A 14,716-nucleotide genomic window follows, 5' to 3' on the forward strand; every position below is an offset into this window, starting at 1 on the left:
GATCACGCTGATGGTCAATACTGAAGTGAATCCAGTTCAATTTCAAAGATCGACAGAAAGGCTCAATGATGATCGACACCGACCACATCCTGTTGGAGAAAGACGGCGACGTCGCCCGCGTCTGGCTGAACCGGCCGCACAAGAAGAACGCCGTCACCCCCGAACTGCTGCACCGTCTCGACGAGATCATCGTCGAGGTCGACAACGACCCGAACCTCAAGGTCCTGGTTCTGCGCGGCGTCAACAACACCTTCTGCTCCGGCTTCGACCTCGACATCCTGCTCTCGGATTACGTCGGCAGCACCAACGCGATGGACGTCGCCGTGCTCTCGGCCAAGGTCTGTGACCGTTTGTACTCGATGAACACCCCGTCGGTGGCAGTCCTCGAAGGTTACGTGACCGCCGGTGGCTTCGAGCTGATGATCTCGTGCGACTTTGCAGTCGCCGCGGACGATGCCAAGATCGGCGACTTCCACATCCGTCGCGCACTGTTCGGTGGAGCCGGCCCCATCTATCGCCTGCCCCGCATGATCGGCATCCGCAAGACCAAGGAGCTGATGCTGACCGGCAAGCTGCTCTCGGGCAAAGAGGCCGACGCCTTCGACCTGATCAACGCCTCGGCTCCCGCCGAAGAGCTCGATCAGCTGGTCGAGGATTTCATCGCACCGCTGGTGGACAAGAGCCCGTTCATGATGAAGCTCACCAAGATGACCATCGACCGCGGCCTCGACGCCGACATCCAGTCGCTCATGGTGATGGAGCACCTCGCAGTGGGCAACGCCCTGCAGTCCGAAGACGGCCGCGAGGGCGTCACTGCATTCCTCGAAAAGCGCGAGCCGAAGTGGGTCGGTCGCTGATCTGTCGGCACTAGATCTTCAACTTGAAGGGACAGACATGGAAGAGTCGTCGGCCGTGGTCCTCCGCGGCAGCAGGTGCTCGCAATGTGGCACCGTTGCATTCCCGGAATCCACGATGTGCAGCAAGTGCGTCACCCCGACCGCGGATCCGCTGACTCTCAGCACGGAGGGTGTTGTGTGGGCCTACACGATCCAACGCTTTGCTCCCAAGTCGCCGCCGTATGTCCCTCCCGCAGAGAGCTTCTCTCCCTATGCAGTGGGCTACGTCGAACTCCCTGAAGGCATCAAGGTCGAGGCAATCCTCGACTGCGATCATTTCGATGAACTGGACCGGGCACCGGTGAGCTTGGTTGCCATCTCACCGGTGCCCCGGTTCGCGGTCGGACGTTTCACCACGCAAGGGGCCTCCCAATGACACAGCCCGTTTCCATCGTCGGCGCCGGACTCTCGAAGTTCGGAAGGCAACCCGGCGTCACCGGACGCGAGATGGCGGTCACCGCAATAAACAATGCGCTCGCCGATGCCGGACTGTCGTGGCCCGATGTGCAAGTCGCATTCGGCGGCAGCGACGGATCCGGTCTGGCCGACACGCTGGTCGCCGAATTAGGATTCACCGGAATACCTTTCACCAATGTCAAGAACGGTTGCGCCACCGGCGGTAGTGCACTGTTCTCCGCGGTCAATGCCGTCCGGGCAGGTGCCGCCGACATCGCACTCGCCGTCGGATTCGACAAACACCCCCGCGGCGCCTTCAACGCCCGTCCGGAAGAGTGGGGCCTGCCCGAAGGTTACGGCGATGCCGGCCTGATGGTCACCACCCAGTTCTTCGGCGCCAAGATCTCGCGTTATATGCGCCTGTACGACATCTCTGCCGATACCTTGGCCCGGGTCGCCGAAAAGGCGTACCGCAACGGCTCTCTCAATCCCAATGCATGGCGGCAGGAACCGATGTCGGCCGAGGCCATCGCCACCGCCGACATGGTCAACGATCCGCTGACGCGTTACATGTTCTGCTCGCCGGGTGAAGGTGCCGCCGCGATCGTGGTTGCCAGCCCCGAGGCGCTCGAGCGCATCGATCGCACACCCATCCATCTGCGAGCGATCAGCCATCGCACCAGGCGCTTCGGTTCATTCGAGGTCTTCAGTCCCGCCATCCAGGGCAGTGGAGAACCGACCAGCGTCAGCGCCGACGCAGCCCGCGCCGCGTTCGAACAGGCCGGTCTGGCACCGTCTGACGTCGACGTGGCCCAGCTACAGGACACCGAGAGCGGCGCCGAGATCATGCACATGGCCGAATGCGGCTTCTGCGAGCCCGGCGAGCAAGAAGAGATGATCGCCCGTGGTGACACCGAGATCGGTGGCTGGATCCCGATCAACACCGACGGCGGATGCATCGCCAACGGTGAACCGATCGGTGCGTCGGGTTTGCGGCAGGTCCACGAGATCGTCACCCAACTGCGTGGTGAGGCTGGCGACCGTCAGGTGCGAGGCACTCCCCAAGTCGGTTTCACACACGTGTACGGCGCACCGGGCATCAGTGCCTGCACCGTTCTGACAGTTTGATTCGGCCGGATCCGACATGACCGCGCCAGCTACGACTAGGGCACAGAGAGTAATTCAGTGACAGCACACACCCTCCCCGATCTCGCCACCTTCACCGATGAGGCAGTCGCATGGCTCCAGAGTGTGGCTCCGCCCCGCACCGAATCGGTCTGGGGCAGTGGTTCCGACTCGGTGGCGGTCTTCGAGAACTGGACCGCTGAGCAGGAGCGGGAGCACACCGATGAGATCTCGCGCTACGAGAAGCTCAAGTTCGACTCCGGATTGGGTGCACTGAATTGGCCGACTGAATACGGGGGCCGCGATTTACCGTTGTCGTACGTGCTCGCCTTCCGGCGGGCCGAAGAAGCCTTCGACATTCCCCGTCGCACCGAGATGTTCTCGGTGACACAGCAATTGGTAGCACCGACTATCGCGCAGTGGGGCACCGAGGACCAGAAGGCCCGTTACGTGCGTGCTCTACTGCGCACCGATCTCATCGCCTGCCAGCTGTTCTCCGAAACCGAGGCCGGCTCCGATCTCGCGGCCGTTCGCACCAAGGCAGTTCAGAAACCCAACGACAGATGGCAAATCGACGGCCACAAGGTCTGGACATCGGGCGCCTCGGTGTCCGATTTCGGTGTCGCGGTCTGCCGCACCGACCCGGCCGCCGCCAAACACGCCGGACTAACCGTCTTCCTGGTCCCGATGGACGCCAGCGGTGTCGCCATCCGACCCATCCGGCAGATGACCGGAGGCAGCTCGTTCAACGAGGTCTACCTCGACACCGTCACGCTCGATGACACCTACCGCCTCGGTCCGGTCGGCAAAGGCTGGCAAGTCGCGCTCACCGTACTTGCGGCCGAACGCCTCGACGGCGGCAATCTGGGCCTGGCCAACGCCGATCAGGCTGTGGCGCTGGCCCAGAACCTCGGTCGTGAACTGAGCGAGATCGAGCGCGACAAGGTCGCCGACCTCGTCACCCGCAGCTACCTGCAGCGTGTCAGCAACATGCGGGTTGCGGGCGCCGTGGTGGCCGGTAACAATCCAGGCCCCGAGGCCTCACTCGGAAAGCTCCTGGCCACCGACACTATGGCCCGCACATCCGAGGTCGCCCGGCTGCTGCTCGGCCGCGACCTCACCGCCGATCCCGGGCGGTGGGGATCCTTCGCCTGGAGTGAGCATGTTCTAGGCGCCCCCGGTTACAAAATCGCCGGCGGCACCGACGAGATCCAGCACAATATCATCGCCGAGCGGGTGCTCGGACTACCGAGGGAGCCGCGACCATGACCGGCCCGAATGTCACAATTAGCTCAGATCTGAAATCCAGGGTTGCACAGCGCCTACAGTCCGAGTGCGGGCTCACCATGACCGATTTCCAGGTGCTGCCCGGCGGACACTCCGGTCTCACCTATCGCGTCAGTACCAGCGGGCCCGACGTGGTTATCAAGGCAGTTCCCGAAGGCCAACGCTCGATCGGCCGGCATGACATGCTGCGGCAGGCCACAATTTTGCAGGCACTCGAGCACACCGACGTTCCCGTACCCCACATCCTCACCGTCGACGAGCAGGAACCCGCGTGGTTCGCGATGGAGTTCGTCGCCGGTGAATCACTGGAACCGGTACTCGACGATCCCCCCGTCGAGCCGACGCTTGCTGCCGCGCGTATGCGTCGTGCTGCCGAAGTGCTCCCGCTCTTGCATGCGGTCGACCTCGCATCGATACCGGGGATCTCCGAACCTCTCTCCCCCGAAAAAGAACTGTCGCGATGGGCGAAGACGCTGGGCGCGGTGCCTCCCGAGCTCGTGGTCGGCGGTGACACACTGCTCGCCCTCCTCGAAGCCGATATACCCGAGCCCATCACCCCCACCCTGGTGCACGGTGACTATCGTCTCGGCAACATCCTGTCCCAGGGCCTCGAATCGGTCGCCCTGATCGACTGGGAGATCTGGAGTACCGGTGATCCACGCGTCGAACTCGGCTGGTTTCTCGTCTTCGCGGACGGCAGCAACTTTCCCGGCGTGGGACGAGAGGTGCCTGGGCTGCCCACCGAAGACGAACTCGTCGCGCTCTACACCGGGGGATCCTCGAATCTGCCCGACCAGAAGTGGTTCAACGCACTGGGTCGGCTGAAGATGGCCGCCATCATGGGCCACAACCTGCGTCGCCATCGCGAGGGTCGCCATCACGACCCAGATCAAGAGAAACTCCCGGCCACGATCAATCGGTTGATCGAGACGGGCACCGCCCTGCTACGTCCGTAGACGAGCACCTTCAAACCGCAGGAGTCATCGTGGATTTCGCCTATTCCCCTCGTACCGAGGAATTGAAGGACAAGCTCGAAACTTTCATGGCCGAGCATGTATACCCCGCCGAGGCGGTGTATGACGCACAGATCGCGGCCAACGAGAATCCGCACGAGCAGCCGCAGATCATGCGCGATCTACAGAACATCGCTCGTGAGCGGGGTCTGTGGAATCTGTTCATGTGTCACGACAACCTGGGTGCTGGACTCACCAACCTCGAGTACGCACCACTGGCCGAGGTCGTCGGCCGGTCGATCATTGGCAACGAGGCCATCAACTGCTCGGCCCCCGACACCGGCAACATGGAGATCTTGGCCATGTTCGGCACCGAAGAGCAGAAGCAGCAGTGGCTCAAACCATTGCTGGACTGCAGCATTCGTTCTGCCTTTGCAATGACCGAGCCCTTCGTCGCCAGCTCGGACGCCACCAACATAACCTCGACCATCACCCGTGACGGCGACGAGTACGTGCTCAACGGCCGGAAGTGGTACACCTCCGGGGTCCTGGACCCGGATTGCAAACTCATCATCTTCATGGGCAAGTCCGATCCGGACGGCCCGACCTACCGTCAGCAGAGCATGATCCTGGTTCCAGCTGACGCACCCGGCATCGAGGTCCTACGCGATCTGCCGATGTTCGGATTCAAAGACCGCCTCGGACACGGCGAGGTTCAGTTCACCGACGTACGGGTGCCGGCTAGCAACATGCTGGGTGCCGAGGGTGACGGCTTCGCCATCGCCCAGGGCCGTCTCGGTCCCGGCCGGATGCACTACGCGATGCGTGCGATCGGGATGGCCGAGCGCGCACTCGACATGATGTGCAAACGCTCGTTGGAGCGCATTGCCTTCGGTGGACCGCTGTCCGACCAGGGTGTCGTCCGTGAATGGATTGCTCGCAGCCGCATCGAGATCGACCAAATTCGTCTCCTCGTCCTCAAGTCGGCCTGGCTGATGGACACCAAGGGCAATGCCGCCGCCCGATCAGAAGTGGCCGCGATCAAAGTCTCCGCGATGGAAGTCGCGCACAACGTGGTCAACCGCGCCGTCCAGACGTACGGCGCAGCAGGGGTCAGCGACGACACCATCCTCGCCCGCCTGCACGCCATCACCCGTGCCCTACAGATCGCCGACGGCCCGAACGAAGTGCACCTGCGGACCATCGCACGCCTGGAAGTGAAGAAGCACAAATGAACACAACAGATTTGACCGGCAAGGTCGCTCTTGTCACCGGCGCCAGCCGGGGCCTCGGTCTGGCCATCTCCCGCGGTCTCCTCGAAGTCGGCGCCACTGTGATCGTGTCGAGTCGCAAGATTGAAGCCTGTGAAAGTGCCGTTGCGGAATTGAATGAATCCGGCCCCGGCACCGCACACTCGTTTGCACTGCACGTCGGCAAGTGGGACAGCATCGAACCTGCCGTCGATTCGATCATCGAGCAGTTCGGAAGCATCGACATCGTCGTCAACAACGCAGGTATCGCACCGTTGGCGGAGAATCTGGCTTCGGTCTCCGAAGAACTGTGGGACAAGACCATCGAAGTCAACCTCAAGGGTCCGTTCCGCTTGATGGCCGTTGCCGGTGACCGCATGGCCGCCGCCGGCGGTGGATCGATCATCAACATCTCGAGCATCGGTGCCGAGCGCCCCAGCCCACCCGAGGCGATGTACGCCGCGGCCAAGAACGGACTCAACGCCCTCACCCGCGCATTCGCACAGGAGTACGGCCCCACCGTCCGTGTGAACTGCGTGATGCCCGGCGGTTTCGCCACCGACATGGCAGAGAACTGGGACGATGAGTTCATCGGCAAGATCGTCGACCGCCTGCCGGCAGGCCGCCTCGGGCTGCCCACCGAAATTGCCGGAATGGTAACCTACCTGGCCTCTGACGCTGCCGGTTACACCACCGGTGCCATCATCCCTGTTGATGGTGGACGAACCGCGGTCTACTGATGCCGACTGGAGAATTGATGACCAACAACAGCTCCGCACGCGAATCAATGCTCACCGCGATGTTCGGGCTATCCGGCCGTGCCGCGATCGTCACCGGGGCGTCGTCGGGACTCGGGCTCGGCTTTGCCCGCACACTCGCCGGCGCCGGCGCCACGGTCTACGCCGCCGCGCGGAGACTCGACCGGCTCCACGCGCTTGGCGATGAGGTCCCCGGCATCGTTCCCGTGCAGTGCGACATCACCGACGACAGTGATCGCAAGGCCCTGGTCGACGAGTGCTACAACCGCTCCGGCCGCCTCGACATCCTGGTCAACAACGCCGGCAAGCCCGGTCCCCCACAAGCCGAACAGGAGACCGCCGAGGGCTTCAACTCGATTCTCGAGGTCAACCTGGTGGCGGGGTTCCACCTGGCCACATACGCGGCCGGCCGCCTCGCCGAGGGCGAGCAGGCGTCATACATCAACATCTCCTCGGTGATCGGTTTGGTGTCCACCGCCCCGATCGGCGGTGCGAGTTATGCCGCATCAAAGGCAGGCACGCTAGGACTCACCCGCGAACTGGCCGGTCAATGGGGCCGCCGGGGTATCCGTGTGAACGCGGTTGTCCCCGGGTGGTTCGATACCGAGATGACCGACGGCCTCTTCAGCAACGACAAGTCCGCGGGCTGGGTACGCCGGAACACCATGCTCGGCCGTGGCGGCACTGACGGTGAGATCAACGGGGCCGTGCTCTTCCTCGCATCCGACGCGTCGATCTACATGACTGGTCAGACACTGGTCGTCGACGGTGGTTGGACCGCGCGCTGATGTTGGCCGTCCAGCTCACAGCATGGGGCGAATCACCTGTTGTTCGCGAGGTCCCCGAACCTGCATTCACCGGCAAACAGCTCCTGATCAAGGTCGGCGCGGCCGGATTGTGCCGTTCCGATCTCGGTGTCATGGACTCCCCGGTCGGGCGGTTCGATTATCCGCTACCCCTGACCCTCGGCCATGAGGTCGCCGGCATCGTCGTCGACGCCGGACCAGAGGGGAACCGCAGCCTGATCGGTGAATCGGTGGTGGTGCACGGCATCTGGTCCTGCCAGGCTTGCCGGAACTGTCGACGCGGTCGACAGAACTACTGCCTCGAGCTCGTCCCCCGGCAGGACGGTCGCCTCTCACCGATCGGCAACGGTCTCGGTCATCACGGCGGTCTCGCCGAACTCATGGTGGTCCCGTCTGCCGATGTACTCGTTCCCACCGGCGCCCTGCCTGCCGAACAGGCTGCACCGCTGGCTGACGCCGGACTCACCGCCTATCACGCGATTCGTCTGCACAAAGACCTGATCGACAGTGACACTGTTGCCGTGGTCGTCGGAATAGGCGGACTCGGCCACCTGGCCGTCCAGATCCTGCGGGCGCTCGGTGTCCGCCGGATCGTCGCCGTGGACACCCGCGAGCAGGCTCACGAGCTTGCCATCGGTTCGGGCGCGAAGGCATGCCATCTCACACTTGAGGGGGCTGCACGCGACATCGCGACCCTCGGCGGAGCCGATCTGATCTTCGACTTCGTCGGTGCACCACCGACCATCGGACCCGCACCGGGGCTGCTTGCGCCCGGCGGGCGAATCGTCGTCGTCGGCAGCGCCGGCGGACGACTCACCGTCGGCAAAGACCTCGGTTTCGTCAGCGGCTGGCAGGTCGGTGCCCCGTTCTGGGGCACGACCGACGACCTCCGGGACGTGGTTGCGTTGGCACAAGCCGGCACCTTGCATGCAGAGGTCACGAGATTCGGTTTCTCCGAAGTTCGGGATGCCTACCGAAAATTACGTTCGGGCTCGTTCGCCGGGCGCGGAGTCCTTGTTCCCGGCCTCTGAGTTCATCCTTTTACGACCGCGACGATGAAAGAGACAGCGCAGTGAAGCAACTTGCACAGGAGATGGTCGCCCGGGCCGAGTCCGACCCCGATGCGGTTGCCGTCATCGACGAGCTGGGGAGCCACACAATCGGGTCGATTGTCGATGCCGCCCGGACACTCGCCGACCGGATCGCAGGCATCGATGAGGCACCGCCCACCGCGCTCATCCAGGCCGACAACACCTGGCATACCTTGGCCACCGCCGTGGCCGTCGGGTTACGGGGCGGCTTGGTCGCCGTCTTCAGCCCCCACGCCACCCAAGCCGAGTTCGAGTTGGCGCTCGAGGACATCACACCTGACATCGTTGTGGCCGACCCGACCTCACTTTCGCACTGGAGCATCGACTCCGCGCGTTTTCCCGACTCGGAACAGGCGTTCGATACGCTCTTGCTGCGTTCGGCCCCCGGAGGGTTTGGCGACATTGCACGCTGGCAGGGTGGCACTGCGATTGCGATGACATCCGGTTCGACTGGACGCCCCAAGTGCGTTGTACAGTCCGAAGAGGCAATCCGGTACGCATGCCAGAGCACGATCGAGACTGTCGGACTGCAACCGGGTGAAGCGATCGGCGCGTTTGTCCCATTGTCTTCGGTGGCTGCATTCTGCTTCGGCATGTACCTGCCGGCCTACCTCGGTGGATCCCTCGTGGCGATCGGTAAGTGGTCGCCCGCCGGGGCAGTCGACGCGATGGCGAAGAACGGTGTTGCGTGGACGATGCTGGTGCCCACCATGGCACTACAGCTCTCGGTGACCGAGGGCTCCGAAGGCAGGCTCTCGACCGTCCGGGCATTGACGGTGGGCGGTGGCCCGATGAACGAGAGTGCGCTCGAGAAGGCCGAGACAACGCTGGGAACCACATTCCTGCGGGTGTTCGGGATGTCCGAGTGCCTGGGCCACACCACACCAGCACTCGAAGACCCCCCGGCCATCCGCCTCGGCCGCGACGGGCGCCCGTTTCCCGGCACCATCGTGCGGGCCGTGGATTCCGACGGTATCCCGGTACCCACCGGTGAGGTCGGCGACGCCCAGGTGAAGGGTCCGTCGATGTTTGTCGGCTACGCACGTGGCGGCGTCCCGGTCCCGCCGATGCTGACCCAGGACGGGTTCCTGCCCACCGGCGATCTGGTGGAGGTCGGCGACGACGGCACCATCCAGGTGATAGGTCGTAAGAAACAGATGATCATCCGCGGTGGCCGCAACATCGACGTCAACGAGATGGAGTCGGCGATCGCCGGCCTTCCCGGTGTCGTCCAAGTATGTGTGGTCCCCGTTCCCGATGAACTCCTCGGCGAGCGAGCTGCAGCGCTGGTGGTCACCGATTGTGAAGATCTGACCCTCACGCGGGTGACGGAACAGCTTGCTGCGGCCGACTTCCCCAAGTTCAAATGGCCCGAGTACGTATTCACCGTTGACGACCTACCTCAGAACCGGGTGGGTAAGCTGTCACGACCCGATGCGGTGAGCATCGCGTCTGCCCTGGCAACCAAGATTGACCCTAATTCACCTCAGGGCAGGTAGAGTCGGGTACGCGTGTACTTGTCTTATCACAGGGGGAGCCATGAGCACTGAGACCGAGGTTCGCCGGGAAAGCCCGCGGTCCAAGCGCAGTCTCATTCTGTCGGTCGCGATCGATCAATTCGGCAAGGTGGGTTACGAACACACCAAGTGGGCGTCGATCGCCGACGAAGTGGGCATCGGCCAGACCGCGCTCTATCACTACTTCGAGTCCAAGGCACACTGTCTGCTGACCATCATGCGGCTCGAGTTGGCCGAATCGGCCGAACGGTTCACCGCCGCCACAGCCGAGACGTCCGACCCGGTCGAAGCATTACGTGCAGCCGTTGCCGCGTCTCTCGAGGCATCGCCGACCGACGCCTCTCAGCGTCGCATCCTGCAGAACCATATGGATTTGCTGGCCACCAAACGTCAGTCGGTCAAAGAGGAGGCCGAGCGCCTCCGGTCTCGCGAACTCGTCGCCAAGATCGAACAAGATTGGACCGACCTCATCACCCGCGGGATCAAATCCGGCGACTTCGTCGATTCCGACGCGCATCTGCTGGGCCGCCTGGTGCTCGCGCTGATCATCAGTGTCTGGCGCTGGTACCGCCCGGGCGGCAAGATCACGCTCGACGAAATTACCACGCTGATTACCGACGCGGCCTTGCGCGTCGTTCGCGCGTAGGTACCTTGCCGTCTGCGCGCTCTCCTGGCGACCCACTGAAATGAACCGAATTCACTTAGGAGACTCGATGTACAATCTCATTCTCATCGCCGCCCGTCCCACCGACTGGACCCACGAGCAGTTTATGACGTGGTGGCGCGGAGAGCATGCCGAAGTCACCTACCCGCTGCCAGGATTGCTGCGTTGGCAGCACACCGAACTTCTCGAATCCTTCGGCAGTCGATCAGAAGGCTGGGACGGCCTCTCGGTCCTGAGCTTTGCATCACGTGAATGCCTCGACGTCGCGTTGGCGAGCCCGGAATGGCAAGCCGCGGTCGACCATGTCGGAACCATGGGTGGTCGGCGAATGATGTGGTATGGCGACGAGAAAACCATGGTTCCCCTCGTCACCACCGCCGAATGACCTCCGAGTGGGCCGAGGCCGGTGCCCACCGAGTCGCCGAAGGCGTCCACCGAATCCCGCTAGAGATGCCGCAAGACGGCTTGCGCGCGATCAACGTGTATGCATTGGAGACCGACAACGGACTGGCGCTGATCGATGGTGGGTGGCATCGCCCGTCGACCCATCACGAACTTTCCGCGGCGCTCACCCAGATCGGCTATTCACCTGCGGACATCCACGACATCTACGTCACCCACGTACATCGCGACCACTACACGTTTGCGGTGGAATTGCGACGCCGCCACGGATCCCGGATCCACCTCGGACGCGCCGAGGCCCCGGGTATTGCCGCCATTGCGAGGCTGGAGAGCAACGTCCCCGAGAGTTCGATCCGCGAACTCCATCGTGCGGGCGACACCGTCATCGCCGAGCAGGCGCGCCGCAGGGCAATCGCCGAGCCTTTCGCTCCCGACGACTGGGAACAGCCCGACATCTGGCTGTCCCCTGGCCCTGTCGACATCGCCGGTCACTCGTTGATTGCCACCCACACGCCCGGGCACACCAAGGGCCACATGATCTTTCACGATCTCGATCGAGGTGTCTGTTACACCGGCGATCACGTGCTGCCGACGATCACACCGTCCATCGGGTTCGAACTCGGCAACTGGGAACTACCCCTTGGGCAGTACCTACGGTCTCTGACACTGATGCTCGATGAGCCCGAACGAGTCATGCTGCCCGCCCACGGTCCGGCCGGCACCCACGTACACGCGCGCTGCCTGGAACTGCTCGAACACCACGACCACCGCTTGAACCAAACTCGTAATGCTGTTGCACGATTGGGGCCGAGCACCGGTCTGCGAGTCGCTCAGGCCCTTACGTGGACGCGCCGAGAGCGCGTATTCGACGCACTCGATTCTTTCAATCAAATGGTCGCTACCTGCGAGACACTGGCACACCTCGACGTCCTCGTCGACCGCGACCTCCTATCGGTAGCCACCAAAGACGGCGTGGACGTCTTCAGCATGAGCTGAGGAAGTCGAACACACCACAAACGCCCCCATAGAGGTATCCCTCTCCGGATACCTCTATGGGGACAAATTTTGCTCTCTCGGGGATGAAGCTCGTTCAATCGGCAGTCCAACCACCATCGACGTAGAGTTCGCATCCGGTCACGAACGTCGAATCGTCGCCCGCGAGGAACGCCACCATCGCGGCTACCTCCGACGCTCGGCCCAGCCGTCCCATCGGGGTGTGCGCAACCATCGCTCGATGACGTTCGGTCCCCTCGAAACGTTCGAGCAGCTGTTTGGTCTCGATGAAGCCTGGATGTACCGAATTTACTCGCACACCGTTGGTGGCCCAGTGCAACGCAGCGTTCTTGGTCATCGTCCGCACCGCACCCTTGGCGGCCGCGTAGGCGAAGCTGTTGCCCAGACCGCCCACCGTACCCAGGATCGAACAGATGTTGACAACGGAGCCACCGCCTGTTCGTTCGATAAGACTGCCGGCGTGCTTCATGCCGAGCCAGGTTCCGGTCTGACTCACCGCAATGACCCGGTTGTAGCGGTCGAGGTCCTCGTCGACGACGGTCTCCAGGCTACCGATCGCTCCGTTGTTCACCACTGCGTCGAGCCGCCCGTAACGCCCCGATACAGCGTCGACCACGCTCTGCCACTGCGACTCCTGCGTGATGTCCAGAGCCAGACCCTGGTGCCGGTCGGGCTGTTCCTGCGCCGACACCAGATTCTCACACGACTGCGCGTCGACGTCGGTGGCCACCACATGGGCGCCCTCATCGGCCAGGCGTGCGACGATCTCGATCCCGATCCCTCCGGTGGCGCCCGTCACGAGCACCACTTTGTCGCGGAGTCTGGTTTTCATCGAAGTCACTGTCCTGAATCCTTTTCCATCACAACTTACTCAGAACGTTGCGGCCACCAAAGATCATTGCGATCACTACACCTACCGTGGTCACCGCCGTCATCAACAAGGCCATCGCGGCCACCATCGGATACGAGCCGTTCTGCCACATGTCGTAGAGCAGGGTACCCATGACCTGCGTCGTGGATGCGCGGACGAGGAGTGACGCCGCGAACTCGTGGGTGAGCAGGATGAAGATCAGTGCCACAGCACTGAAGATCGTGGGCCGCATGAGCGGCAACATAATTCGAAGAGTCGTCACGAACGGGGAGGCTCCACTGGTCGCGGACGCTTCGGTGTAGGTGTTGCCCAGTGACAACATCGAGGTCATCTGCATCCTAACTGCAAAAGGCAGCATCAGGACCACGTACACCAGGATGATCACCGCTCGGGTGCCATAGAGGATGAACGGCGGCTCGGTGTACACCATCAGGAATCCGACACCGAAGATCACGGCCGGAATACCCATCGGCAGTGCCGTTATCACATCTCCGATCAACCCGAGGATCTTGTATCGACGTCCACGGATCAGCAGGTTCGCGATCACGTAGCCGATGGGGATACAGATCACCACGGCGCCGATGGAGGTCACAATGCTCGTGATGACCGATTCCACTATGGAGTTGGTGCGGAACAGCTCTTTGTAGTTTGCGAGCGTGAACAGGTCCCAGCCCAGCGATCCCGACCAGTACGGCGTCAGTGAGACAATGATCAAACCGATCAATGGCAGTACCAGCGCGAACAGGGAGAAAACCGCGATGGTGACAGCTGCCCAGGTTCCTCGGCCGGTGGGGTTCACGAACGATTTTCCCCCATGGGTGACAAACCGGGACTGATCGCCGAGCAAGCCCTTCTGGATGAGGACGACCGCGAGGCCGAAGATGACCAGTGGTGAACCTGCCGCGGCCGCGGCGGCGAAATCCGACGGCGATTGTGAGACCCGTTCGTACATCTCAGTGGTGAGAACTTTGACTCCACTGTTCTGCCCAAGGATCAGTGGACCGGTGAACTGCCCAAGCCCGAGCAACAGCGCGATACCGCCGCCGTAGATCAGAGACGGGCGGAGGAGCGGGAGAACCACTTTGAAAAAGATACCGATGGTTGACGACCCGCTTATCTGCGCGGCCTCGAGGTGTTCGGAACTGATGTTCTGCATCCCGGAGCTGACGAACAAGTACACGAAGGACGTGAGCCCGAAACCGGTGAGAATAATGATCCACGGCACTGAGTAGACGTCCACGGGCCCGGATTCGAGACTGCTCCACCACGGGAGTTTGCGCAGCAAGACGTTGAGATAACCGGGTCCGGGTGACAGCAGGAACGCCCACCCGACGATGCTTGCGACCGCGGGCATGACGATCGGCAGGATCGGGATCATCTTGAGCCAGCCGAGTCTCGAGGGAAGACGACTTGCAGCGTAGGCAAGAAGCGTGCCTAAAACCATGGCGATCACCAGTGACCCGACCGCCAGGGCGGCGGTGGTCCCGAGGGTCTTGGCAATGTCGTATCGGCCGTACTGCGATTTGTAGCCGGCAGCACCGTCCTCGAATGCCAGTATCTGCAGACGGACCATGGGCAGGACAACGAGGTACGCGAGCACCGCGAGCAGGACGATGTAGCCGCTCCGAGCGCGCCAATGTGTCGGGATCGAGAACGATCGTGCGGGTGCCACTGCAGTCATAGTCG

The 14,716-nt window shown here is 62.8% G+C and carries 15 protein-coding genes; 13 read left to right on the plus strand and 2 right to left on the minus strand.

The features are described from left to right. Positions 1 to 68: 68 nt before the first annotated feature. The 13 genes from CBI38_RS21550 to CBI38_RS21610 all read left to right on the plus strand — a co-directional run bounded on the left by CBI38_RS21550 (position 69) and on the right by CBI38_RS21610 (position 12,141). A complete protein-coding gene (locus CBI38_RS21550; RefSeq protein ID WP_109335260.1) occupies positions 69 to 857 on the plus strand; it encodes an enoyl-CoA hydratase/isomerase family protein in 789 nt (262 codons plus the stop codon). A 37-nt stretch (positions 858 to 894) separates the two neighbouring features. Further along, positions 895 to 1,272 (plus strand): Zn-ribbon domain-containing OB-fold protein, encoded by a 378-nt coding sequence (locus CBI38_RS21555; RefSeq protein ID WP_109332043.1) that lies wholly within the window; start codon positions 895 to 897, stop codon positions 1,270 to 1,272. After that, the gene (locus CBI38_RS21560) at positions 1,269 to 2,420 is read left to right on the plus strand and encodes a thiolase family protein (protein ID WP_109332044.1); all 1,152 of its coding nucleotides are present in this window, start codon (positions 1,269 to 1,271) and stop codon (positions 2,418 to 2,420) included. Before CBI38_RS21555 ends, CBI38_RS21560 begins: the two co-directional genes overlap by 4 nt. A gap of 57 nt (positions 2,421 to 2,477) precedes the next feature. After that, positions 2,478 to 3,686 carry an acyl-CoA dehydrogenase family protein gene (locus CBI38_RS21565; protein WP_109332045.1) on the plus strand — a complete coding sequence of 403 codons (1,209 nt, stop codon included), beginning with the start codon at positions 2,478 to 2,480 and terminating at the stop codon, positions 3,684 to 3,686. Then, positions 3,683 to 4,660 carry a phosphotransferase family protein gene (locus CBI38_RS21570; protein ID WP_109332047.1) on the plus strand — a complete coding sequence of 326 codons (978 nt, stop codon included), beginning with the start codon at positions 3,683 to 3,685 and terminating at the stop codon, positions 4,658 to 4,660. Before CBI38_RS21565 ends, CBI38_RS21570 begins: the two co-directional genes overlap by 4 nt. A gap of 29 nt (positions 4,661 to 4,689) precedes the next feature. Further along, positions 4,690 to 5,892 carry an acyl-CoA dehydrogenase family protein gene (locus CBI38_RS21575; protein WP_109332048.1) on the plus strand — a complete coding sequence of 401 codons (1,203 nt, stop codon included), beginning with the start codon at positions 4,690 to 4,692 and terminating at the stop codon, positions 5,890 to 5,892. After that, the gene (locus tag CBI38_RS21580) at positions 5,889 to 6,647 is read left to right on the plus strand and encodes an SDR family NAD(P)-dependent oxidoreductase (RefSeq protein ID WP_109332049.1); all 759 of its coding nucleotides are present in this window, start codon (positions 5,889 to 5,891) and stop codon (positions 6,645 to 6,647) included. Before CBI38_RS21575 ends, CBI38_RS21580 begins: the two co-directional genes overlap by 4 nt. Before the next feature lie 17 nt (positions 6,648 to 6,664). After that, positions 6,665 to 7,453 carry an SDR family NAD(P)-dependent oxidoreductase gene (locus CBI38_RS21585; RefSeq protein WP_204164787.1) on the plus strand — a complete coding sequence of 263 codons (789 nt, stop codon included), beginning with the start codon at positions 6,665 to 6,667 and terminating at the stop codon, positions 7,451 to 7,453. Beyond that, entirely contained in the window at positions 7,453 to 8,502 is a 1,050-nt protein-coding gene (locus tag CBI38_RS21590; protein ID WP_109335262.1) for an alcohol dehydrogenase catalytic domain-containing protein, read from the plus strand. Before CBI38_RS21585 ends, CBI38_RS21590 begins: the two co-directional genes overlap by 1 nt. A gap of 62 nt (positions 8,503 to 8,564) precedes the next feature. After that, positions 8,565 to 10,061, plus strand: a complete 1,497-nt coding sequence (locus CBI38_RS21595; protein WP_418328348.1) for a class I adenylate-forming enzyme family protein — start codon at positions 8,565 to 8,567, stop codon at positions 10,059 to 10,061. Positions 10,062 to 10,101: 40 nt separating this feature from the next. Then, positions 10,102 to 10,725, plus strand: coding sequence for a TetR/AcrR family transcriptional regulator (locus CBI38_RS21600; RefSeq protein ID WP_109332053.1), 624 nt, complete (start codon positions 10,102 to 10,104; stop codon positions 10,723 to 10,725). Between the two features lie 67 nt (positions 10,726 to 10,792). Further along, positions 10,793 to 11,128, plus strand: coding sequence for an EthD domain-containing protein (locus CBI38_RS21605; RefSeq protein WP_109332054.1), 336 nt, complete (start codon positions 10,793 to 10,795; stop codon positions 11,126 to 11,128). After that, on the plus strand, positions 11,125 to 12,141 hold the full coding sequence (locus CBI38_RS21610) for an MBL fold metallo-hydrolase (RefSeq protein ID WP_109332056.1): 1,017 nt from the start codon (positions 11,125 to 11,127) through the stop codon (positions 12,139 to 12,141). The genes CBI38_RS21605 and CBI38_RS21610 overlap by 4 nt, the downstream gene beginning before the upstream one ends. A 94-nt stretch (positions 12,142 to 12,235) precedes the next feature. Here CBI38_RS21610 and CBI38_RS21615 read toward each other — a convergent pair whose 3' ends face one another. Both CBI38_RS21615 and CBI38_RS21620 read right to left on the minus strand, forming a co-directional pair. Beyond that, on the minus strand, positions 12,236 to 12,991 hold the full coding sequence (locus CBI38_RS21615; RefSeq protein WP_109332057.1) for an SDR family NAD(P)-dependent oxidoreductase: 756 nt from the start codon (positions 12,989 to 12,991) through the stop codon (positions 12,236 to 12,238). A 28-nt stretch (positions 12,992 to 13,019) separates the two neighbouring features. Further along, positions 13,020 to 14,711: an ABC transporter permease gene (locus tag CBI38_RS21620; RefSeq protein WP_418328349.1), complete on the minus strand. Its 1,692-nt coding sequence runs from the start codon at positions 14,709 to 14,711 to the stop codon at positions 13,020 to 13,022. Positions 14,712 to 14,716: the final 5 nt, after the last annotated feature.

It is taken from the genome of Rhodococcus oxybenzonivorans (genome assembly GCF_003130705.1).
Taxonomy (GTDB): domain Bacteria; phylum Actinomycetota; class Actinomycetes; order Mycobacteriales; family Mycobacteriaceae; genus Rhodococcus_F; species Rhodococcus_F oxybenzonivorans.

Bases quoted from the DNA above. Each gene is read 5' to 3' on its own strand.
- CBI38_RS21590 (WP_109335262.1), top strand. From the start codon at position 7,453: ATGTTGGCCGTCCAGCTCACAGCATGGGGCGAATCACCTGTTGTTCGC.
- CBI38_RS21570 (WP_109332047.1), top strand. From the start codon at position 3,683: ATGACCGGCCCGAATGTCACAATTAGCTCAGATCTGAAATCCAGGGTT.
- CBI38_RS21560 (WP_109332044.1), top strand. From the start codon at position 1,269: ATGACACAGCCCGTTTCCATCGTCGGCGCCGGACTCTCGAAGTTCGGA.
- CBI38_RS21605 (WP_109332054.1), top strand. From the start codon at position 10,793: ATGTACAATCTCATTCTCATCGCCGCCCGTCCCACCGACTGGACCCAC.
- CBI38_RS21615 (WP_109332057.1), bottom strand. From the start codon at position 12,991: ATGAAAACCAGACTCCGCGACAAAGTGGTGCTCGTGACGGGCGCCACC.
- CBI38_RS21580 (WP_109332049.1), top strand. From the start codon at position 5,889: ATGAACACAACAGATTTGACCGGCAAGGTCGCTCTTGTCACCGGCGCC.
- CBI38_RS21595 (WP_418328348.1), top strand. From the start codon at position 8,565: ATGGTCGCCCGGGCCGAGTCCGACCCCGATGCGGTTGCCGTCATCGAC.
- CBI38_RS21600 (WP_109332053.1), top strand. From the start codon at position 10,102: ATGAGCACTGAGACCGAGGTTCGCCGGGAAAGCCCGCGGTCCAAGCGC.
- CBI38_RS21620 (WP_418328349.1), bottom strand. From the start codon at position 14,711: ATGACTGCAGTGGCACCCGCACGATCGTTCTCGATCCCGACACATTGG.
- CBI38_RS21550 (WP_109335260.1), top strand. From the start codon at position 69: ATGATCGACACCGACCACATCCTGTTGGAGAAAGACGGCGACGTCGCC.
- CBI38_RS21585 (WP_204164787.1), top strand. From the start codon at position 6,665: ATGACCAACAACAGCTCCGCACGCGAATCAATGCTCACCGCGATGTTC.
- CBI38_RS21555 (WP_109332043.1), top strand. From the start codon at position 895: ATGGAAGAGTCGTCGGCCGTGGTCCTCCGCGGCAGCAGGTGCTCGCAA.
- CBI38_RS21610 (WP_109332056.1), top strand. From the start codon at position 11,125: ATGACCTCCGAGTGGGCCGAGGCCGGTGCCCACCGAGTCGCCGAAGGC.